This window comes from Sphingomonas phyllosphaerae (genome assembly GCF_036946485.1).
GTDB classification, from domain to species: Bacteria; Pseudomonadota; Alphaproteobacteria; order Sphingomonadales; family Sphingomonadaceae; genus Sphingomonas; species Sphingomonas phyllosphaerae_E.
In genome coordinates, this window is the sequence record NZ_JAQIJA010000005.1 from 426522 (window position 1) to 447457 (window position 20936).

General features: G+C 64.7%; 16 protein-coding genes, 1 tRNA gene and 1 pseudogene. 9 read left to right on the forward strand and 9 right to left on the reverse strand.

Annotated features, from left to right (window positions below; all coding sequences use genetic code 11):
• Nucleotides 1-145: 145 nt before the first annotated feature.
• Nucleotides 146-787 carry a DUF2491 family protein gene (locus PGN16_RS10615; RefSeq protein WP_335309367.1) on the reverse strand — a complete coding sequence of 214 codons (642 nt, stop codon included), beginning with the start codon at nt 785-787 and terminating at the stop codon, nt 146-148.
• A gap of 88 nt (nt 788-875) precedes the next feature.
• Between PGN16_RS10615 and PGN16_RS10620 the strand changes: the two genes are divergently transcribed.
• From PGN16_RS10620 to PGN16_RS10630, 3 genes are read left to right on the forward strand one after another with little or no spacing between them, the layout of a single operon-like run.
• On the forward strand, nt 876-1301 hold the full coding sequence (locus PGN16_RS10620; RefSeq protein ID WP_335309368.1) for a YjfI family protein: 426 nt from the start codon (nt 876-878) through the stop codon (nt 1299-1301).
• Between the two features lie 13 nt (nt 1302-1314).
• A complete protein-coding gene (locus tag PGN16_RS10625) occupies nt 1315-2043 on the forward strand; it encodes a PspA/IM30 family protein (protein WP_335309369.1) in 729 nt (242 codons plus the stop codon).
• Nucleotides 2044-2049: 6 nt separating this feature from the next.
• Nucleotides 2050-3213, forward strand: a complete 1164-nt coding sequence (locus tag PGN16_RS10630; protein ID WP_335309370.1) for a glutathionylspermidine synthase family protein — start codon at nt 2050-2052, stop codon at nt 3211-3213.
• A gap of 88 nt (nt 3214-3301) precedes the next feature.
• Here PGN16_RS10630 and PGN16_RS10635 read toward each other — a convergent pair whose 3' ends face one another.
• From PGN16_RS10635 to PGN16_RS10645, 3 genes are all read right to left on the reverse strand, one after another.
• Nucleotides 3302-3727: a VOC family protein gene (locus PGN16_RS10635; RefSeq protein ID WP_335309371.1), complete on the reverse strand. Its 426-nt coding sequence runs from the start codon at nt 3725-3727 to the stop codon at nt 3302-3304.
• A 180-nt stretch (nt 3728-3907) separates the two neighbouring features.
• Entirely contained in the window at nt 3908-7228 is a 3321-nt protein-coding gene (locus PGN16_RS10640; protein WP_335309372.1) for a glycosyltransferase, read from the reverse strand.
• A 69-nt stretch (nt 7229-7297) separates the two neighbouring features.
• The gene (locus PGN16_RS10645; protein ID WP_335309373.1) at nt 7298-8035 is read right to left on the reverse strand and encodes a Crp/Fnr family transcriptional regulator; all 738 of its coding nucleotides are present in this window, start codon (nt 8033-8035) and stop codon (nt 7298-7300) included.
• Nucleotides 8036-8249: 214 nt separating this feature from the next.
• Between PGN16_RS10645 and PGN16_RS10650 the strand changes: the two genes are divergently transcribed.
• A complete protein-coding gene (locus tag PGN16_RS10650; protein ID WP_335310322.1) occupies nt 8250-11624 on the forward strand; it encodes an amidohydrolase family protein in 3375 nt (1124 codons plus the stop codon).
• Between the two features lie 147 nt (nt 11625-11771).
• Here the strand turns inward: PGN16_RS10650 and PGN16_RS10655 are convergent, their stop codons facing one another.
• The gene (locus PGN16_RS10655; protein WP_335309374.1) at nt 11772-12956 is read right to left on the reverse strand and encodes an acyltransferase family protein; all 1185 of its coding nucleotides are present in this window, start codon (nt 12954-12956) and stop codon (nt 11772-11774) included.
• Between the two features lie 316 nt (nt 12957-13272).
• Between PGN16_RS10655 and PGN16_RS10660 the strand changes: the two genes are divergently transcribed.
• The 5 genes and pseudogenes from PGN16_RS10660 to PGN16_RS10680 all read left to right on the forward strand — a co-directional run bounded on the left by PGN16_RS10660 (nt 13273) and on the right by PGN16_RS10680 (nt 15255).
• Nucleotides 13273-13346: transfer RNA gene (locus tag PGN16_RS10660), tRNA-Gly, on the forward strand.
• 311 nt (nt 13347-13657) lie between these two features.
• Nucleotides 13658-13891, forward strand: coding sequence for a hypothetical protein (locus PGN16_RS10665; protein WP_335309375.1), 234 nt, complete (start codon nt 13658-13660; stop codon nt 13889-13891).
• A gap of 60 nt (nt 13892-13951) precedes the next feature.
• Nucleotides 13952-14131: a hypothetical protein gene (locus PGN16_RS10670; RefSeq protein ID WP_335309376.1), complete on the forward strand. Its 180-nt coding sequence runs from the start codon at nt 13952-13954 to the stop codon at nt 14129-14131.
• A 77-nt stretch (nt 14132-14208) separates the two neighbouring features.
• A pseudogene (locus PGN16_RS10675) lies at nt 14209-14444 on the forward strand (transposase).
• A gap of 472 nt (nt 14445-14916) precedes the next feature.
• A complete protein-coding gene (locus PGN16_RS10680) occupies nt 14917-15255 on the forward strand; it encodes a hypothetical protein (RefSeq protein WP_335309377.1) in 339 nt (112 codons plus the stop codon).
• 443 nt (nt 15256-15698) lie between these two features.
• Here PGN16_RS10680 and PGN16_RS10685 read toward each other — a convergent pair whose 3' ends face one another.
• The 4 genes from PGN16_RS10685 to PGN16_RS10700 all read right to left on the reverse strand — a co-directional run bounded on the left by PGN16_RS10685 (nt 15699) and on the right by PGN16_RS10700 (nt 20932).
• Nucleotides 15699-17954, reverse strand: coding sequence for a hypothetical protein (locus PGN16_RS10685; RefSeq protein ID WP_335309378.1), 2256 nt, complete (start codon nt 17952-17954; stop codon nt 15699-15701).
• A gap of 658 nt (nt 17955-18612) precedes the next feature.
• A complete protein-coding gene (locus PGN16_RS10690) occupies nt 18613-19803 on the reverse strand; it encodes a hypothetical protein (protein WP_335309379.1) in 1191 nt (396 codons plus the stop codon).
• Nucleotides 19804-19995: 192 nt separating this feature from the next.
• Entirely contained in the window at nt 19996-20280 is a 285-nt protein-coding gene (locus tag PGN16_RS10695) for a hypothetical protein (protein ID WP_335309380.1), read from the reverse strand.
• A gap of 193 nt (nt 20281-20473) precedes the next feature.
• A complete protein-coding gene (locus PGN16_RS10700; protein WP_335309382.1) occupies nt 20474-20932 on the reverse strand; it encodes a hypothetical protein in 459 nt (152 codons plus the stop codon).
• Between the last annotated feature and the right edge of the window lie 4 nt (nt 20933-20936).

Sequence of the window (20936 nt, forward strand, 5' to 3'; positions counted from 1 at the left end):
CTCGCAATGACGGGCACCTTGGCGCAGGACGCAGACAAACTCACATCATCCACCCCGTTCGTGCTGAGCCTGTCGAAGCACGTGCGGCAGGCGGAACACCGGAAACACGCACGTCGACAAGCTCAGTGTGAACGGCAGATAAGCGCTACGCACTGAACTCCGCCGGCGACAGCGGCAGCCCGATCATGATGTCGTGCGTCGTATCGCCCCCCTCCGGCCGCGCCGACAGCGCGAGCAACAACTCCTGCCCCTCCGGCGCCAGATCGCGGACGTACAGCATACATTGCTGGCGGATATGCTTCACCGGGTCCCCGTCGCGCTCATAGTAAAGCGCTTCCCACAATTGCACCGGCGGCTGCACCCGTTCGTCGCCGTCATACCAGAAGCGGCGGAAGGGCGGCAGCCCGGCCTCGTTCCACACCGGCTGGCTCAGCCGGTCGCGGAACGCCGCATCGTCCCACCCGCCGGTCGCATAGGTCGACGACCACGGCCGGAACAGCGTGAAGTCGTCGGCGTCCGACCCGTCAGGCTGCTGGCTGACCGCCTGCAGCATCAATTCGTCATCGGTGTAGAAACGATGGACATAGCCGCCGCCGTCGTCGAGCTTGATGATCCCCTGCGCGGTGATCTCCAGCGTGTCGCGGTCGAGCGTGAAGGTGCCGCCGGCCAGCCGCCGCCACGCCAGCGCGTCGAGCCGCACCATCCGTCCGATCGTCACGTCGCGCACCACCGCCACCGCGCTGCGCGCTTCGTCGCGTCCGCCGCCGAACAGGCTGCCGAAGATCATGTCGCGCGCGTTCCCGTCAGCCCATCCACCTTGCCAAAGGCTGCGGGCTTATGCTTGGAGTGTCAAGCATACCGAGAGGACGAAGAGCGTGGACGATACGGCACGGGTGTGGACGATCGGGCGGCTGGCCGAGGCGCTGGGCGCCGGCGATCATGCCGCGGAAGTCAGCGTCGAGCGCGTCGGCGACGTGCTGCGCGTCACGATGCACGAGCACGGCGATCTCGCGGTGTTCCTGAGCGTCGCGGGCGAGCAGATCGTCGTCTCCAGCCTGTTGTGGCCGGTCGCCGAGATGGACGACCCCGCCGCCTTCAACCACTTCCTGCTCAAGGCGCAGAAGCTGGTTCCGCTCTCCAATTTCGCGATCACCGAGGTCGACGGGCGTGAATATTACGAGCTGATCGGCGAGCTTTCGATTGAATCGACGCTGCGCACGATCCTGATCGAATTGCGCGTGCTGGCGCATAACGCGCTGGATGCCGCCGCCGATCTGCGCCACGCCTTCGCCGCTGCCTGAGGAATACTGACCGATGTCGATGTGGAAGCAATTCGTCACGCTGATCCGCGGCACCGCGCATGAGGCGGGCCAGTCGGTGGTCGACGCGCGCGCGCTGACGATCCTCGACCAGCAGCTCCGCGACGCAGGGACGGCGCAGGCCAAGGCGCGCGACGATCTCGCCACCGTCACCGCCAAGCGCCGGCTGATCGAAAAGGACATCGAGCAGCTTTCGACGCAGCGCGACAAATACGAGGCGTCGGCGCGCGCCGCGATGGGCCGCGGCGACATGGACCTCGCGCGCGAGGTCGCCGAGCGGCTGGCGCAGATCGAGCGCGAGCTGAACGCCAAGACCCCGCAGGTCGCCGACATGCGCACCGCCGAGGACCGGATGCGCGGGATCATCAAGCAGGGCGACGGCAAGATCGAGGCGCTGCGTCGCGAGGTCGACGTCGTCCGCGCCAACGAAAGCGTCCAGCAGGCGCAGGCGCAGATCGCCAGCAACACGCACGGCGCGCAGTCGCAGCTCGGCTCGGCGGCCGACAGCCTCGCCCGGCTCAAGGAGCGGCAGGCGGTGCGCGAGGAGAAGTTCCGCGCCGCCGCCGAGCTGGAGGACATGCGCACTGGCGCCGATCTCGACGCCAAGCTGGAGCGTGCCGGGCTGTTGCCGGGCGCATCGAGCGCCGACGACATCCTAGCGCGCCTGTCCGCCCCCCGCGACGGCGGCGAGGCGAAACGGCTCGACGACAAATCCGGCGGCTGATCTCCCGTGGAACGCATCGTCACCGGGGAACGCGCCGGATGGGAGGAGACCGCCCGATCGATGGGCTTCACCTTCCACCACATGGAGGGTCAGCGTTACTGGGACGAACGCGCCTATTACCGCTTCTCGCTCGACGAAATCGAGCGCGGGATCGAAACGCCGAGCGCCGAATTGCATCAAATGTGCCTCGATCTGGCCACCGAGGTGGTCGCAAGCGATCATTTGATGCAACGACTTGCGATCCCAGAGGCGATGCGCGACGTCGTCGCCGCGTCGTGGAGGGCCAACGCCCCCTCGCTCTACGGCCGCTTCGACTTCGCCTATGACGGCACCGGCCCGGCCAAGCTGCTGGAATATAACGCCGATACCCCGACGAGCCTCTACGAGACCGCCCTCTTCCAATGGCAATGGCTCGAAGACCGCATCGCCGACAACACCCTCCCGCCCGACGCCGACCAGTACAACCGCCTCCACGACGCCTTGGTCGCCCGCTTCGGCGCGCTGCTGACCCCCGGAAGTGTCCTGCATTTCGCCAGCGTCGCCGATCACGAGGAAGACCGGCAGACCGTCCGCTACCTTGAGGATACCGCGCGGCAGGCCGGGCTCGACCCGGCGTTCGTTGCGATCGACCGGATCGGTGTCGATGAAGACGGCCAGTTTGTCGACGAGGAAAATGTCCTGATCGCAGCGCTTTTCAAGCTGTATCCGTGGGAGGACATGCTGCGCGAGCCCTATGCCGCGCACCTGCCCGCGACGAAGACGCTGTTCCTCGAACCGGCATGGAAGGCGATCCTTTCAAATAAGGGCATCCTTCCGCTGCTTTGGGAACGCCACCGCGGCCACCCCAATCTCCTCCCCGCCGCCTTCGCCGACGATGCGGCGAGCGTGGGTGAGATCGGCGACCGCTTCGTGCGCAAGCCACTGTTTTCGCGCGAGGGCTGGGACATCGAACTCCACGACGGCACGGCGGAGGATCGCGGTCCCGACGGCGGCTATGGCGAGGAAGGCCATATCGTTCAGGCGCTCAGCCCGCTCCCGGTCTTCGACGGCCAACATGCGGTGATCGGCTCATGGATCGTCGGCGACGAACCGGCCGCGCTGTCGATCCGCGAAGACGACGGCCCGATCACCCGCGACCTCGCCCGCTTCGTCCCGCACGCGATCGTCTAACTCGTCATTGCGAGCGTAGCGAAGCAATCCAGAGCCGGATCAGGACGCCCTGGATTGCTTCGCTACGCTCGCAATGACGATCCTGTGCCTACCCCTTCGCCGCCACCCCGCGGCTGTCGCTGACCTCCAGCCAATAGCCATCTGGGTCCTGCGTATAGATCTGCCGCACGCCGTCGAAGCGCGTCTGCATCGTGCGCGGCTTACCGGCAAGATCGGTCCACGGCCGCTTGTGCGCGTCGAGCCACGCGGTCACGCTCGCCAGATCGTCGACGTGGATGGCGACATGCTCGTTGATGTTCGACGGCTTGGGCGCGGTCCGCCCGTCGAGGATGTGCATCGCGAAACCGTTGCCGAGATCGATCCAGCGGCGGTTGGGCAGCGGCTGCTTGATGAGCTGGAGCCCGAACGCCTCGTGATAGAAGGTCGCGCTGCGATCGATGTCGGACGCTTGGATCGCGACATGCTCGCCCTGCGCGGCGGCAGCGAGGACGAACAGGGCAGATAACAACGACATAAGGGCACGCTCCGACAGGGATCAGGTCAGCCACGCTACCGCATTTTGCCGACCGCGCCAGCCCGGCGAAGGTCTGTCCTACATCGTCCCACATCCGGCATCACGCCCTTATGATGCCGCCGTCGATCCTCAACATTCACCCCGCCAGCGTCTCAACATTCGCAACATTCGCCGGTGCGGTCACGCCGCCGCGCGCAGCGGTTCCGGCGTCGCCGCACCCGTGTCGTTCACCGCGACGCCGCCGGTCCGCTCCAGCTTGCCCCAGCCGACCTTCGGCCCGGTCGCCGCGACGTACAGCGCGCGCAACACCACCGCGTAGAGCAATTGCCGATAGCCGAACCGCTGCATCAACAGGCGGATACCCGGAAAGCGTGCCTCGCGCCCGTCGAGGCGATAGGCGATCCACCCGCACGCCAGATCGACCACCGCGAACGCCGCCCAGAACGCGACCACGGTCAGCGCATCGCCGCCCGCCGCGTCCCAGCCGCGATCATGGACCCGCCACGCGGTCCCGCCGACCCCGAGCAGCAACGCGACGTCGATCAACGGTGCCGCGAGCGTGAACAGGAACTGGAAGACCAATGCCTGCGGCAGCCCGATCCGCCCCAGCCCGCCGTGCCGCCCGAGCGCGCCGCGATGCTTCCACAGGCATTGCAGCGTTCCGAACGCCCAGCGGAAGCGTTGCTTGAACAGCGCACGCACCGTCTCGGGCGCCTCGGTCCAGGCGATCGCATCATTGTCGCACGCGACCTGCCATCCGGCGCGCTGCACCGCGATCGTCAGGTCCTGGTCCTCGGCGAGCGTATCCTCCGGATACCCGCCGACCGCGTCGAGCGCGGTGCGCCGCCACGCGCCGACCGCGCCCGGCACCACCGTCACCGCGCCGAGCGACAGCAGCGCACGCCGCTCGAGATTCTGTGCGGTGACATATTCCAGCGCCTGCCAGCGCGTGATGACGTTGGTGCGATTGCCGACCTTGGCATTCCCCGCCACCGCGCCGATGCGCGGATCGGCGAACCAGTGCGTCAGCTTGGCGATCGTGTCGGCTTCGAACTGCGTATCGGCGTCGAGCGCGATCACCACGTCGCCGCGCGCCTGCGCCAAAGCGGTGTTGAGCGCGCGCGCCTTGCCGCCGTTCTCCAGCGTCAGCAGTCGGACGCGCGGGTCGATCCCGAACGCCGCCTGCACGACGTCGCTGGTGCCGTCGGTCGAGCCGTCATCGATCACGATCACCTCGATGCGCGGTCCGGTGCTGGCGAGGATGCGGCGCACCGACGCCTCGATCACCCGCGCCTCGTTGAACGCGGGGATCAGCACCGACACGAACGTCGGCACCAGATGCGGTGCATTGTCCGGCACCGTCTCGCGCCGCCGCCGCCACAGCGCCAGCCCGGTCAGCGCCAGCGCACGCGCCATACCGATCGCGATCACCACCGCGAACAGCACCGCCCCGGCGTCGCGCAGCCACGCCAGTCCGTCGAACAGCCCGCGCGTCCCCGCCGCATCGGCGGCCGCATGACCGCGCAATTCGGGCATGACGGTGGCGGGCGAGAGCCGGGCAAGCGTCGAGACAGGCACGAAATCATAACCGCGCGCCCGCAGACCGCGAATGATGAGCGGCAACGCCTTGATCGTCTCGGTCCGGTCGCCGCCCGAATCGTGGAGCAGCACGATCTGCGCCGGGCGCTCGGCGGTACCCGCCGCGACCTGCGCGATCACGCGCTGCGCGATGACGTCGGCCTTCGGCCCCTGCCAGTCGAGCGGATCGACGTTGAGACCGACGGTCAGATACCCCAGCCGCGCCGCGACCCGCGTCGCGTGCAGCTCGTCGCGGCGATCGGGATCGGCGTCGCCGAGGAACGGCGGGCGGAACAGCGTCATCGCGCGGCCGGTATAGGCTTCGACGATCCGCTCGGTCGTCTTCAGCTCCAGCGCGATCGCGCGCTCGGATCGCCGCGACAGATCGGCATGCGAGGTCGAGTGGTTGCCCAGTTCGCTGCCCTGCGCGACGATCCGCCGCAGCAGCGTGCCCTGTCCCAGCGCGTTGGTGCCGGTAACGAAGAAGGTGGCAGGCGCCTTCTCGCGCGCCAGCACGTCCAGGATCTTCGGCGTCCAGGCCGGGTCCGGGCCATCGTCGAAGGTCAGCGCGATCTGCCGGCGATGCGCACCGGTGCGCTCCACCGTGTCCGGCTGCGGCAGGCGCACGAAGCGGGCCGCGCGGATCAGCCCGTCGCGCCACGTGACGGCGCGTTCGCCGGGAGCCGCCTCGGCGCTCATGCGCATGATCTCGCCCTGTCCGCGCACGGTGATCCCGGTCGCGACCGGCATCATGCGCAGATCGGGCCGCGCCGCGCCGGACAACGCGCGCCACACCGACGGGTCTTCGCTCCCCAGCCGCCACAAGGCGACCCCGGCCGCCCCGGTGCGCCGCACCACCGCCATCTGGTTCGCGGCGCTGGGCGCGTCGAGCATCCACACCTCATGGTGCTGCCCCGCGCGGTCATAGGCGAAATGCGTATTGCCGCTCGCGGCGTCGAACTGCGGCACCGCCCCGGCCTGCGCCGCCAGCGCCAGCGCCTCGGGAATGGCGAGCGGCTCGGTGGTGCGCCCCTGCCAGTCATAGGCATAGCTGCCGATCGCCACGATCGCCTTGTCCGCGCCGGCCTGCGCCACCGCTTGCGCGACGACGCGGGCGAACCACGGCTGCGATGCGATCGGCCCCGCCGCCCCGCCCATCCAATGTTCGTCATAGGCCATCAACACCAGCCGGTCGGCCGCCGCGGCATAGGCGCGCAAATCCCACGCCGGATCGGCGACCGGCACGGCCAGCGCGACCGTCCAGCCGCGCGGGGCGAAGCGTGCGCGCAGCTCGCCAAGGAAAGCACGATAGTCGCGGTGCGCGCGCGCGGGCAGGCTTTCGAGGTCGAGCATCACGCCCGCGCCGCCTTCGCGCGCGACCAGCGCGACGATCTGGTCCGCGAACCGCGCGCGTGCCGGACCGTCGGCCAGCAGCGCGGCGGTGCCGGCGCCGTCCCAGCTCCCGTCCTCAGCGGCGTTCTGCACCATCGGCAGGAGACGCGGCCGACGCGCGGCACGCGCCAGCACCTGCCGCATGTACGGATCGTCCTCCGCGACGAAGCGATGCGCCTCGCCGGTGACCGTCGCCAGCCCGGGGACAAGCCACTCCAGCTCGCCGACATGCGCCGCCAGCGATTGCCGCGACGGCGCATCCCACGGCATGTAGAAGCCCATCGTTCCGCCGGTCAGCGCCGCGCCGCTCTTCGGGGGCAGCCAAGCGCCCGGCGTGACGTCGCGCGCGGGGGCCGATGTTGCAGCGCGCGGCGCATCGGGGAGAGAAAAGCGCGGCTGAGTCGCCGTGATCGGGCGCACGATCGCTGCGATCAGCAACACGGCGAGCAACATCGGCACGGCCACCGCCACGCCCAGCGCAACGCGCACCCGTCGGGCGCGTCGCCCGCTGGCATCGTAGAAAATCGCCACGCCTGCTTTCGTCCCATCGTCCCGATCGATGGCACGCCGGATAGCCGCGGTTGACGAAGAAGCGGTTAACTACGGCGCGTCGGCGCCTCCCTCTCCCAGGATCCAGCCAGCGTCCGGGGTCGTGGTGCGCTGTTGCCGCGCCGACATGGAGCGGAGGCGTGCCGGATCGAGCAGCACGATCCGCTGCCGGTCCCGCGCGACGAGCCCGGTGTCGGCCATCTGGCGGAAGACGCGGTTCACGTGCACCGCGGTCAGCCCGAGATGGTCACCGATCTGCTCCTGCGTCAGCGGCATGTCGAAACCCTCGTCTCCGGCCATCCCCAACGGGCGCAGCCGTTCCTGGACGTCGAGCAAGAGCGCGGCGACCCGCGCGATCGCCGGCGTGCGCCCGATCGCGGCCAGCCGATCCATCAGCGCGACGCGCTCACGCTGCACGCTCAGGAACATGGCGGCGGCGAAGCGCGGCGAACTGGCGAACAGCGCGCCGAACGCCTGCAGCGACACGCGGCTGACCGTGACCGGCGTCAGCGCGGTCAGCGTGTCGGCGGCCTGCGCCAGGCACATGCTGGGCGTCCCCAACATGTCGCCGGGGAGGTGGAATTTGACGATCTGGCGCTCGCCACCGGGCAGCAGCACCGACGCGCCCACCCACCCGCTGAGCAGAAGGTAGATGTAGCGCGGCGGCTCGCCCTCGCGGCGCAGCACGGCATGGCGGGCTAGCGCGACGGGCGGCTCGCCCAGCGCCTGGACGCGCTCGATCTCCGCCTCGGACAGCGGCAGGAATTCTCCGAAACGATGAAGCGGCAATCGTGAAGGCACACGGTTTTCCCGGAAAGAACTACCCGCCATCCTAGTCATGGTTCTATCCCATTAGCGCTGATCCATTTTATGACCCCGCTCACTTTCTCGGCGCCACCGATCGACGCAAACGATCGCGGCGATTTGGGCGTGACGCGCCGTGCGGATCGCGGCACGATGTCGACGAAGACAGGGGATTCTCATCATCGTGACCTTTCGTGCCATGACCGCCGTTGCCTTGTGCCTGCTCGCCGCGCCGCTCGCCGCGCAGGACAAGCCGGTCGAACAGACCCAGTTGCCCGAGAACGAGGCGACCGCACCGACGCCCGATCCCGCCGGAACCCTGCCGCCCCCCGCCCCGGCGACCGCGGCGGCGGGCGCAAAGGACGCCAAGCCGGCGAAATGGGACGTCAACGCCCCGCGCGGGCTGCGCACGAAGCAGGTCCGGATCGCAACCGACGAAGGCAGCTGGATGAACGTCGACGTCTCGCCGGACGGGCGGACGATCGCCTTCGACCTGCTCGGCGACATCTATACGATGCCGATCGCAGGCGGCACGCCGACGCGCATCGCCGAGGGGCTGGCGTTCGAGCATCAGCCGCGCTTCTCCCCCGATGGCCGGCGGATCGCCTTCACCTCCGATCGCGGCGGGGGCGACAACATCTGGGTGATGAACGTCGACGGCAGCGACAAGCGGCAGGTGACCAAGGAAGACTTCCGCCTCCTCAACCAGCCGACGTGGAGCCCGGACGGTCGTTTCATCGCCGCCAAGAAGCATTTCACCACCGGCCGCTCGCTCGGCACCGGCGAGGTGTGGCTCTACCATGTCTCGGGCGGCGGCGGGGTGCAGCTCGTCAAGCGCGCCAGCGAGGTGCTGCAGAAGGAACTGGGCGAGCCGATCTACGCGCCCGACGGCAAGAGCATCTATTACACGCGCAACGTCTCGTCGGGGCCGATCTTCGAATATGCGCAGAACTCGCGCACCGACCTGTTCGACATCGAACGTTATGACATCGACAGCGGCGAGGTAACGACCGCGGTCAGCGGCGTCGGCGGCTCGGTGCGCCCCACCCCGTCGCGCGACGGCAAGATGATTGCCTTCGTCCGCCGCGACGACAATGTCACGAAATTGTGGGTGAAGGACCTCGCCACCGGCGTCGAGCGGATCGTCTACGGCCCGCTCGATCGCGACGTACAGGAGACGTGGGCGGTCACCGGCGTCTACCCGAACATGAGCTGGACCGCCGATGACAAGGCAATCGTCTTCTGGTCGGGCGGCAAGCTGCACCGCGTCGGAGTCGATGGCGGTTCGGCGAGCGTGATCCCGTTCCGCATCGACGACACGCGCGTGATCGCCGAGGCCGCGCACCCGCAGGTCGAGGTCGCGCCCGCGCGCTTCATGACCAAGGCGACGCGCTGGGCGACCGTCTCGCCGGACGGCAAACAGGTGGTGTTCGAGACGCTCGGCAAGCTCTGGATCAAGCCGCTAGCGGGCGGCGCACCCAGGCGGCTGACGCGCGCCACCGACGAGCTGGAGCTGTGGCCGAGCTGGTCGCGTGACGGGCGCACGATCGTCTTCACCGGCTGGACCGACGCCGGGCTCGGCCAGATTCGCACCGTCGCGGCGGGCGGCGGCGCGGCGAAGGCGGTGACGACGGTGGCCGGCCATTACCGCCGCCCGCGCTTCTCGCCCGACGGCAGGACGATCGTCTTCGAACAGGGCGAAGGCGGCGAGCTGACCGCGCCGCGCGGCAATTCCGGCACCGGCGTCTATCGCGTGGCGGCGACCGGCGGCGCGCCGGTGCGGGTCGCGAAGGACGCCGCGTCGCCGCAATTCGGCCTCGCCAGCGACCGCGTCTTCCTGATCGTCAACGAGGGCAACAAGCGCCAGCTGGTCAGCACCGACCTGTCGGGCGAGAACCGCCGCGTCCATGCCGCGGGCGAGCTGGTCAACGACTTCCAGATCTCGCCGGCCGGCGACTACGTCGCCTTCCGCCAGAACTACGAAGCGTTCGTGATGCCGCTGATGCCCGGCACGCAGGCGGTCGAGGTCGACGCCAAGTCGGGCGCGCTGCCGGTGACGCGGGTCAGCGCGGACGGCGCCGACTTCATCAACTGGTCCGACAACGGCAAGCGCCTCCACTGGAGCGCCGGCCCGACGCTCTACTCTGCCGACACCGCCGCCTTGTTCCGCGCCGCGCCGGCGGACGAGGACGCCGCCAAATTCGTGGCGCCGCGCACCGGCGTGTCGCTGTCGATGGACGTCGCCGCCGCCAAGCCGACCGCGACGGTTGCGCTCACCGGCGCGCGCGTCGTGACGATGGCGGGGGCCGATGGCGGGATCATCGATAACGCCACGGTGCTGATCCGCGGCGACCGGATCGTCGCGGTCGGGTCGCGCGCGTCGGTGCCGGTGCCGGCCGGTGCGACAACCGTCGACGTCAGCGGCAAGACGATCGTCCCCGGCTTCGTCGACGCGCACGCGCACGGCCCGCAGGGCGACGACGAGCTGGTCCCGCAGCAGAACTGGTCGGCGATGGCCAATCTCGCGCTCGGCACCACCACCGTCCACGATCCGTCATCGCGCTCAGCGGAGATCTTCCCCGCCGCCGAGATGCAAGCCGCCGGGCTGGTGCTCGCGCCGCGCACCTTCTCGACCGGCGAGGTGATCTATGGCGCGAAGAGCCCCGACGTCTATGCGCAGATCGACAGCTATGACGATGCCTTGTCGATCGTCCGCCGGCTGAAGGCGCAGGGCGCGCATAGCGTCAAGAACTACAACCAGCCGCGTCGCGAACAGCGCCAGATGGTCGTCGCTGCCGCGCAGGCCGAGGGGATGGAGGTCGTGCCCGAGGGCGGTTCGCTCTACACGCTCGACATGACCCTGGTGTCGGACGGCAATTCGACGCTCGAGCACAATGTTCCGCTCGAGCATTTCTACAATGACGTGCTCAGCCTCTGGGCGCAGACCACGGTCGGCTACACCCCGACCTTGGTCGTCGCCTATGGCGGGCTCGCGGGCGATCCGTACTGGCGCGCGCACAGCGACGTGTGGCGGCACCCGTTGCTCACCCGCCATGCCCCGCCCGCCTTGCTGGCGGCGCAGAACGCCCGCCGCCCGATCGCGCCCGAGGAGGATTATGTCGACGGCGCCACCGCCCGCGAGGCCAAGAAGCTCGCCGACAAGGGCATACCTGTCGCCATCGGCGCGCATGGCCAGCAACCGGGGCTCGGCGCGCATTGGGAGCTGTGGAGCTTCGTGCGCGGCGGAATGACCCCGATCGAAGCGCTGCGCGCCGGCACGATCGCGTCGGCGACCTCGCTCGGTTACCAGAAGGACGTCGGCTCGCTGGAACCCGGCAAGCTCGCCGATTTGGTGGTGCTCGACGCCGATCCCACCGCCGACATCCGCAACAGCGACAAGATCAGCCGCGTGATGCTCGGCGGTCGCCTGTATGAGGCCGCGACGCTCAACGAAGTCGCGACCGGCAACCGCAAGCGCCTGCCTTATTGGTGGGAAACGGCTGGCGGCCGCGGCGCGGACACCGGCGCGAAGGTGACGGTCGGTCACGGCCATGGCAACAGCGACCTCGACTGACGACGCAACCCTGCGGCCCATCCTCGACACGCTCGAGGATGGGCCGCAGGGTCGGCCGTAGCGCGCAAGACGGCCAGCGCTGGCCCTTCACAGATCGACCGCGCCCGGAGATGCGGCGCAATCGGTCGGGCGATGACGAGCGGGGCGTCAGCCTTGCCGCTGCACGCCGCGCCGCGCCCAGGTGCGTGCGCGTTCCAGAACCGGCTCCTCGAAATATCGATAGCTTACCCACGCGATGGCGATGGTCATCGAGAACGAGACGGTAGCGATGATCCCGCAGCGCAAAAGACTATCGACCTGTTGCGTATCGATCGCGGCAGTGACGAAGGTGAGGACGAGTTGCTGCCAGATGTAGACGCCGAATGACAATTGGGCGAATTTCTCGATAATCTTGTTGTCGATCAGTCGCCCGAAATCGACATGTTGTACAACCACCAGGAACATGGCGACGGCGATAGGCAGCTTCGGAAAGGCAAAGGGCGGGGTCGGCACGGCAAAGGGCGCGGCGATCAGCCTGAACACCACGAACGGCACAAGCGCGCCAACACCCAAGACCAGGATCGCCCGCACCGCGGCCGCATATCCGACTTTCTCCCGCGGCGCCGTCTGCACCCCGGCCGCCAGCGTGCCGATCGCGAACATCGCGAAGAACCCGAACGCATTATAGGTCGGGAACCAACTGACGGCCGTCTCGGCAACCTCATATCGAGCGGCCGTGGCGACGTCGGCCTTGGGTAGCCATTCGTAAGCGACGGCATGGAGCAACAGCGCCGCCAGGATGACCGCCGACCAGACATACCGCCCCCGCCATCCGCGCAGCAGCCCCGGTGCGACCGCGCGAAAGGCCAGGAAAGCGGCCGGCATGAAGATGTAGGACGACACCTCCATCGACAGTGACCAGAGAGGTCCGTTGGAATCGGTTGGAAAGAAAGTCAGCCAGTGCCACGCACTGACGAAAGCGAAGCCGGACATCAGCCTCAGGATCGTCCAGTCGTTGAAATAGCCAAGATAGAAGATGCCGACAGCAACACTGACGATGAGACAGACCCACGTCGCCGGAACGATGCGCGCTATCCTCATGATAGCGTAATAACGCATGTCGAAGGTTCGCGCCGCGTCCGATCTTCTCCAGAACGGCAATGCCAGCAAGAAGCCGCTCAGCACAAAGAACACCGACACGCCGAACTTGCCCTTTTCGGCCCAATCCAGAACAGTCAACAGTCCGACGGGAAGATCCGGCTTGCGCACCGAAAAAGCAAGATGATGGATGAAGACTGCCGAGCACGCGATGACGCGCGCGAGATCAGCCCCCTTTATGGTGTCGCGAAGCATTATGAACCCTTTAACCCCCACAAGCGGTTAGAATTAATTCCGGGATTTCGCAACGGCGGCATCGTGGCCGAACGCGGGATGGCGGCAGATTCCGGCTTCATGGGTGTGGCGGGACATGGGCATGACGCGCTGCCGACGGCCTGCTTCATCTCACGGCGCCGCTCGTCAACCGATGAGGTCGGGTGAATCCGCACGATCTACGTTGACGACCACGCCCGGACTGTGGCACTCGGCCTTCGTATCGCACGCGGGTTTGCCACCGGAACGGAAAACCGGAGCATCCACGGCGGCCAGATCGGCGCTAAGTCGTTGATTTGCGGGTGTAGCTCAATGGTAGAGCAGAAGCTTCCCAAGCTTACGACGAGGGTTCGATTCCCTTCACCCGCTCCAAGCTTTTCTGCCATTTTCCGATTGCCACCTGCTGAGGTGCTGCGGTGAGACTGCGGTGAAAAGCGCGTTTGCGCTTCAATAACGGTCGTTACCCGCATGCTCGCCCCGCCTCCCGTTGCCTTCGATGATCGACGACCGCTTCCGCCCACTTGCAGACATCGCGGGGGAGGTGCGACAACGACGGTGTGGATGAGAGCGCAAAGCTATTTCGGGCCGAGCAAAAATGCCTCGCTGACGCGGGCGGACCTATTCGCTCGTTGAAGAGGCAGATCGCAGACGGAACGATAGCGCTTGGGGCGTTTGCCACCGTCATGTGGGCTCTTGCCGAGGGATTGAACGTTCTTCCGCGCAACCCGGACAACTCCATCAAGCTGATCTACTTCGGCCCTGTACTCATCACCTTATCGGCGATCGCCGCCTTATCTCTTCGAACCGGCATTACGAAGCGCCGCCCACTTAGGCTTGTCGCATGGAGCGTGATTGCATTGGCTGTGATCGCAATTCCTGCGGGAGTGGTCGACTCGCTCGGCCGGAACGGCGGCTAATCGCCAGAAGCAGATATTCCGCTTGCGCCAGATTGTGTTGAAAAAGGCCGTCTTGCAGTAGTGTCGCTGATCTGTTTCAATCTTCGCGAGGTGAGCGGAGACGGGCCGATGATCGGCGAGCGGATGGTAGCCCAGGAGGCGCTGTTCTACAGCTTCAACCTCGAGCGGCACGTGCCGGCGGACCGTTTGCTGCGCTCGATAGACCGGTTCGTGGATCTGTCGGGCATCGCGAGGAGCTGAAACACTTCTACAGTGAAACGGGTCGCCCCTCGATCGATCCGGAGCTGATGATCCGGATGCTCATCATCGGCTATTGCATGGGTAACCGGTCCGAGCGGCGGCTATGCGACGAAGTTCATCTGAACCTGGCCTATCGCGGGTTCTGCCGGTTGGGCTGGAGGGCGATGTGCCCGACCATTCGACCTTCTCGAAGAACCGGCGCGGACGCTTTCGCGACAGTGACCAGTTGCACCGGTTGTTCGAGACGACGGTCGCACGCTGCATGACCGAAGGCTTGGTGGCGGCGAAGGGTTTGCGGTCGACGCCAGCCTGATCCGAGCCGATGCCAATCGCCAGCCCGGCAGTCCTATGCGGTTTTTCGCGCTCCTAGGCACAGCGACTACACCGGTGCGCCAGCACTGCTCGGCGCGCGAGCTTACAATGCCGACTGACTGGAGAGATGCTTTGCAACTCAAGGTGCCGCGCTCGCTGCCTTGGCTAAGCGGTCTGGCCAACGAATCGGTCACGTGTATCAGACGGCGTAATCGGCGGCGTAGCCGCACTGAAACCGTCTAAAAGGCTAGCGCCGCATTGCTACCCGTTACGACCGCTGCTTTACGCAAAGTTTTTTTGAAGCCACGCTCGATGCTCCCGTATTTTGCTCACGACCGTAAATTTAGGTTCATAACCTAGTTGGTAGACAAAACGCGGGCAGCCTGCGCCAATAGTGCTGCGGCTGCATTGGCGGCTTGATTTTTCTATCAGCCGTCATTTGCTAAGCAAATAATTAAATAAGGAGGATCGTTTTGACCGATTTCGTCAAGATAATGAAAATATCGACCGCACTCTCGGTCGTGGCATTTTCAGCTTCTCCGTTCACCTCGAAAGCTGCTCAAGCGCAAAGCTTCATTGATGGACAGCGCTATGATAACGAATGTCTATACAAGGTTGCGAAGCGCAATCCTGGTATCGATGACGCAAGCTACATTGTGCGGGTTCAGAGCGAATGTCCAATTTGGGTGGGGGCAGAGAATCCTAGCCCTCCCCTTGCGCCACCAATTACGACAGTTGGGTCCCTCAACGGAATAGTTTGCACCAACTGCGTGAGTGTTCCGCCGTCACGCATCAAGTGGGTGGCTAGATAAAGGCAAAAGGAACCTGAGCTTGTGTCTAGCACGCTATTTAAGCTTTTAAGACCATAGCATTCAGGCAACTGCGCTATCATCTTCAAAGGGTCGCAGCTTAAGGCAAATTGCTATTGTTGCGGATGAGAGCGAATCTGACAACGGGCGGGGTATACCTCGCCCGTTGGTGTTCCAGCCCAGCAGCGAACGCGGTTGGTGCCGCGTAGCCAAGCGAGAAATTCGGTCGCTCGGCGCCTTAGTTTTCGCCGCAGCGGGCGAAGATTGAGCGAGTTTGATCGGCGGCGAACAACAGCGTCTTGTGCCCAAGCGACCGTTGAAGCTCTCGCCTCATCCGGCCTGCATAGGCTTGTCGGGCGCGACTTATTGCCACCCGACGCTATGATCTCCAGTTAGGCACTCACCGCGTTTCTGGTGAGTTCAGGATTTCGGGCGTTGGATCGGCATCAAAAAGTTCTGCTCAGCCGAAGGGTTATGCTGCGGCCAAGCGGATCAAGGAAGGCCTTCTGGAACGCAACCGGGACCTGTCCGCTACCATCATTGACCCGCTGCCGCCGGTTGAAGACATTTTCGACGGAGAGCCAAAGCCGAAGCGTCTTTTCCGCGTTTTCACGTCCTGATCTTCCGATTCGAAAGTTGAATGACATCTCGCCATCGACCGTCCACAACGCGCCATATTGCACGCGATCTGGCGCGTCTGATGCCACAGCTGCGCTATCCGCGGCGGCGCGCCATCGTCCTCCAAGCTGAACGTTCAGCCGCTTGTACGACATCGCCAGATCGATTGTGAGGCGATGGCGGGTTGTTCCTTGCACGCCATCGAGCGGCGTAGCGAGCAGGTTGATTGGCTTGCCACCTGGCTCCACAACAAGGGTGTCACTCAGGATCCACTCATGTGCAGCGCTTAAGTCCCACGTGCCATTCTCACCCGCTAAGGCTCCAGTCGCATGGAGGTTTGGCCGGAGCACGTTCCTGCGTTCCTCTTCGCCGTTGAAGGGGCGTGCGTCTATCGTAGTGAGCCGGCCAGCAGAATCCCTTGCAAACCGGGTTGGGAAAAGACGTTGAAACAGGAGGGTCGGGTAAGCAGATACAATGAGCGGGCTTGCGACGTTCGACGCGAGATGTTCGATCGTCGCCGAAATTTGCACCCGCCTGATGGTGCTGTTCAACGTTAGGCGAAGCGACTGTTCGGACATCGTGCTAAACCGCAAGCCGGGCGCTCTGCCCGAGATTCGCGTTACAAGAATATATTCCCCCGTAAGTGCATCGGCAACGAGCACCCCAGGAGTGACAATTGTAGGCTCTTGGCTGTTGCCGAGCGGCGGCCGCGTTTTTGTCACGGCACGGCCCGCGTTGAACGAAACCCATGCAGCAGGTTGCCACAAAAACGTAAGGTCGTAGCCTGGTAATCCACCTACACCGCTGACGTGCTCGTAGTCTCCATTCACAGTTAATGCTGTTCGCCCTATGATGCTCCGCGTAGAATTGGTAAGGGGAATGTCTACGCCAATATGATGTTGAGACCGTGACTGGTCAGAATCACCGGTTCCAACGTCTTTTGTCCCCGAAGATGCGCGCAGCCGTTGCGTCGTACCCGACAGTCGGAAATTCCCGGTGATCTGGCCAGCGGGCAGTGAGACAAGAGCCGCATTGCCAGACAATCCCGCAGTCAGGTTGGTGAAAGAACTTCTTATATTCAGCGGCTCCAACAGGATTGGTAAAGAATGGACTACTGCCGAATCTACAACATCAACAATACGTTCGGAGACAAGGCTGGCGTTGCGCCTTTCTAAGATGTTTGCCCCCAGTTCCAGTGCCCACGACGCCCGACCGAGATTGCCGTATACTGTTGCGCCGAACTGATAGGATTGATTGCGGCTCTCGTCGATGATTCCGCGAACCTTCGATGCTTCGCCGGCGCTGACAGCCTTGCCATCGTAGCGAAAAAATCGCGTGGTCTGGCGTGAGGTAACGACGCTGGCAGAACCGGACAAACTGGTGCTGATCGATCCGATTGGGACGGTCATGCCGCCGGTCAGCGTCACCGATCGACTCGAAGGAAGCAAGCTTCGATAGTTCAGGAGGGGGTCTCGTTGACCTGTCGAGAAAAGGCTTTGCCGGTTGGCTGCGATCAACGCGTCGGTGTTCTGGATCGACAAAGCGGCGTTGAAGCGCTGCTCCTTAATGATTTTAGCTGACCGCAAGGCTGCCGATGCACTTGTCGCGCTACCTTCTGTCGGCTGCTTAATTCTCGTCTCACCCGAAGCGGACACGAACTTTGGCTTGAACGTCAGGTTAAGCACATCATTTTGAGGCGTTAATCCGTATGCACCCGCTTGCGCGCGATCAAGGATGTCAACCTGTTGAAGCGCTTCAGACGGCAACTCATTTATGTCTGAGATGTTTGTTAACCGGCGACCATTCACCACGATCGAGAAAGGCCGCCCGCCTAGGCGACGCTCCAACTTATTAATAATTTCCCCGACGGTAGAGGCGTTTAAACTGTTGATGCTGTGGGTGTCATAGGAATCTTTAGGGCGGCGGGGCGGCTTCTCACGGCGCCCAGTCACGACGATCTCATCACGCGACGAGCCATTAACCTGGAGGGCGTCAGCATCGCCGGTCCAAGGCGTCAGGGCGATTAGGAGGAACGATCCCTTCCGGAGCAAAGCCTCAGCCTTCCGACAACGTCCGTGCGCCATTATGTTACTGAGGTGCACGCAACCGAGACCTTATTTCGGCGTCGGCGGGATAGCCGACTTAAAACATTTGGACGCCTTTGGCCGAAAGCTAGCGCGAGGGTGGCGTTTGCCATCGAACGGCTGCTTAGGGGTGCTTCAGACACAGAACTGGCATAGCACTTCCCACCGAAAGATCCTCGAAAATCAAACGCTGTCGGGAAAGGCGGTGCCACGCTATGCCAGCTAACGCCACCGGTTCTCCCAAAAGCGGTGGCTCCACTTCTCACCAGTCAGCGACATTGCGGACGGCCGGCTTTGCCGGCAACCGGAGCGAATGTCAGAAGCCCTTCAGATCGTTGCGACCGATGTCCTGTACTACCACGACGCGGATGAGCGAGCCTTCTTCGAGTGGCTTGATCAAATGGATTTCGTGAGTGGTTGCTACGGCGTTACTCGACATTTGTTCGTCGATGCAAGTCGGCTCCCGACTGAGGACGACCTCTGGAAAAATCATCGCCTTCTGTCGATCGTACGAAATTGATTTCAAGCAGCTCGCAAAGTTCGGGACAGTAGAAAACAGCGCATGGTTGCGAGATCAAACGAAGGCTTGGTGCGCGTATATCTTTGGATATTGTTGCGGGGCAAATGGCAGCTAGGGTTGTTCAAGAACTTATAAGATTTAATGCCTCAACGCTTCATCGTAAGCCTCGGGAACCAACGCCGCTATTTCGCAAATAATTTCGCCGGTTGCTGCTAGCGCCAAGCCCAAGTTCGCCGGATCCGGTATGGCATAGATATCGCTGATCGATGCCTTGACGTGTCCAAGCATCATTTCCCCCTGCCGCCAATTCGCCTCGCCAATGCGCTTTCGCACAAGCGTCGCCATCGAGCGACGGATTAGCTTGGCACCAGCCTGCCCGCGGTCAGATGGTAATCCGATCGCGACCCGCATTTTCTCCCAAGAGGAACGCGGGGCCGCCGATAGGTAAGGACCAGTGAGCCCGTCCAGGAACGGCGCAAACTGCGGCGGGATCGGGATCGTGCCCCGGTACTTTCGCGTCTGCCGGCGTCCGGGTGGATTGAGGTTAAGCACCTGCGCGGCCGGAAGCCACTGGCCCGGCCCCAGATCGTAGATCTCTTCCGGACGCGCCCACGTCGCTACAGCGGCGCGCAGATAGGCGAGCAGCGTCGCGCGCTCCTTCAGCCGCTGCGCCTTCTCTTTGAGCGTCCCGCCAGGCTCAAGGCAGTACCGGAACATGGCAGCGAGCTCCGGCACACTGGCTCGGAATTGCGGTGAGGCGGCAACGGTTCTGGCTTGGACCGGCTTGAACTGCGCGACCTGCCCTGGCGTGTCATTGATCGCTGCGGCGAGCTGGAGGACGCAGCCTTCTACATGGCTGAGGCTGCGCTGCCTGGTCGTGCCCGTCTTTCCGATCGCGACCGGGCGCGCGGCGAGCCATGTTCGAAAGCGATCTATCCACTCGGGCGTGACCTGTGGGACGGTCACCGTCTGGGCGGTCGCGTCCAGGTAGTCGATGACGTGCCCAAGCCGGGAGCGTGTGGCCTTGTAGCCCGCCTTACCCTCGCTACGCAGGAGATAGTCGCTGATTGCGATATCCAGCAGGGGTGCCGCCTCTCCTTCGTATACTCGCCCGCACGTTGGGCAATACCGATGCCCATTTGCCTCGTTGTAGCGGCGGTCGACTTCTAGGCGGGCCGCCCCGTCATCTGACGTGCCCGCACTCGTGCTGCGCTCGCGCTTTCGCTCGGCGTCATACCAGACGATCTCGAGGTTCGCGCGATCGGGACGACGATAGAGCCGGAAGTCGCCGCGCTGGTAGATTGGTTTTCCGCGGCCCGAAGCGCGCATAGTTCCTGCAACTCCTTGCTCGCTGCCTTTTGCAGCAGCGCGATCGCCCCCGTTGTCACGAGCAAGCGCATGTCGTCCTTGGTGAGCGCGGTGCCTCGCCCAGCCTCTGCCTTCTTGGTGAGGCGCCGTGTGAGATCGCCTATGGTCGCCATAAGAACCTCCCTCCCCCGTCGCGCGTCAACATCGCCGGCATCACGCCGCCACCTTGTTCGCCGTTGGGGTGAGCGGGAAAGCGATGATCCGCTCGTCACCATCGGGACCGCCGCCGTCGCGTGCCTTCCAGTCGCCGCAGAAGCGATCCTCGTGCGTCACCGGGAAAACCGATACGGGGAAGGTCTGCGCGGCCTGAACAACAGGAGCGTGGGCCTGACAGGTGCCTTCTTCGAAGGAGGCGCTCGGGTCTCGGCTGGCGTTCGCGAGCCGTGGCCCCATGCGCTGCCACCAGGTGCAGGTGGCGCAACGGCGGCAGTCGGTCATAGTGGCACCCCGCCCTCGTACTCACCGCAAAGGTGAGCTTTGTGCACTGCCGGGAAGACGGAGGAGAGATAGGTCGCGCTGACCGGCCGCGGCGGGTAACGCCGGCAGATGCCGATCGTCACCTCGCCTTTGATCGGAGGCTTTCGCGCGTCGAGCTCCCCGGCGACGAAATGCTGACAGTTCGCACACGTGCTCACTTGACCGTCTCCAGCGCGGTGCCAGCCAGCGTCCCCACGCTTACGAGTGCGATGGACCGGCCAACGAGGCGTTTTGCCCGATCCTCGTCGATGGTGCTTCCCTCCGCGGAAAGCTGCGTCGCAAGTACCATCTGTACGAGAAGATCTTCTTGCGAAGTCGCTGGCGTATCGAGGACAAGAAGCTCGAGTTCGCTGAGCCGCGACAGGGCTTGGTCATGCTCCTCTTCCGACATCGAACCCGGCGCGTTGCACAGCACCATCAAGTCGTTGCGCTCCTGAAACCACAGAGCGTGTCCATCCTTCACGGTTCTCGCGGCTCGGAAAGCAGCCGTTATCTGCCCACCGATTGCTGGCGAAAGGGCGAGCAGCTTCTTAGGCGAGGCTCGCCAAGCTGAAGCGGCAAGTTCGTCGAGCGCTTGCACGAGAGGAGAGAAGGAACGCAGCGCCGAAGTCACTCCA

What these genes read in the sequence shown, in the direction of transcription:
- PGN16_RS10615 (WP_335309367.1), bottom strand. Translation starts at nt 787, where the DNA reads ATGATCTTCGGCAGCCTGTTCGGCGGCGGACGCGACGAAGCGCGCAGC.
- PGN16_RS10625 (WP_335309369.1), top strand. Translation starts at nt 1,315, where the DNA reads ATGTCGATGTGGAAGCAATTCGTCACGCTGATCCGCGGCACCGCGCAT.
- PGN16_RS10635 (WP_335309371.1), bottom strand. Translation starts at nt 3,727, where the DNA reads ATGTCGTTGTTATCTGCCCTGTTCGTCCTCGCTGCCGCCGCGCAGGGC.
- PGN16_RS10650 (WP_335310322.1), top strand. Translation starts at nt 8,250, where the DNA reads ATGACCGCCGTTGCCTTGTGCCTGCTCGCCGCGCCGCTCGCCGCGCAG.
- PGN16_RS10655 (WP_335309374.1), bottom strand. Translation starts at nt 12,956, where the DNA reads ATGCTTCGCGACACCATAAAGGGGGCTGATCTCGCGCGCGTCATCGCG.
- PGN16_RS10665 (WP_335309375.1), top strand. Translation starts at nt 13,658, where the DNA reads ATGTGGGCTCTTGCCGAGGGATTGAACGTTCTTCCGCGCAACCCGGAC.
- PGN16_RS10685 (WP_335309378.1), bottom strand. Translation starts at nt 17,954, where the DNA reads ATGGCGCACGGACGTTGTCGGAAGGCTGAGGCTTTGCTCCGGAAGGGA.
- PGN16_RS10690 (WP_335309379.1), bottom strand. Translation starts at nt 19,803, where the DNA reads ATGCGCGCTTCGGGCCGCGGAAAACCAATCTACCAGCGCGGCGACTTC.
- PGN16_RS10695 (WP_335309380.1), bottom strand. Translation starts at nt 20,280, where the DNA reads ATGACCGACTGCCGCCGTTGCGCCACCTGCACCTGGTGGCAGCGCATG.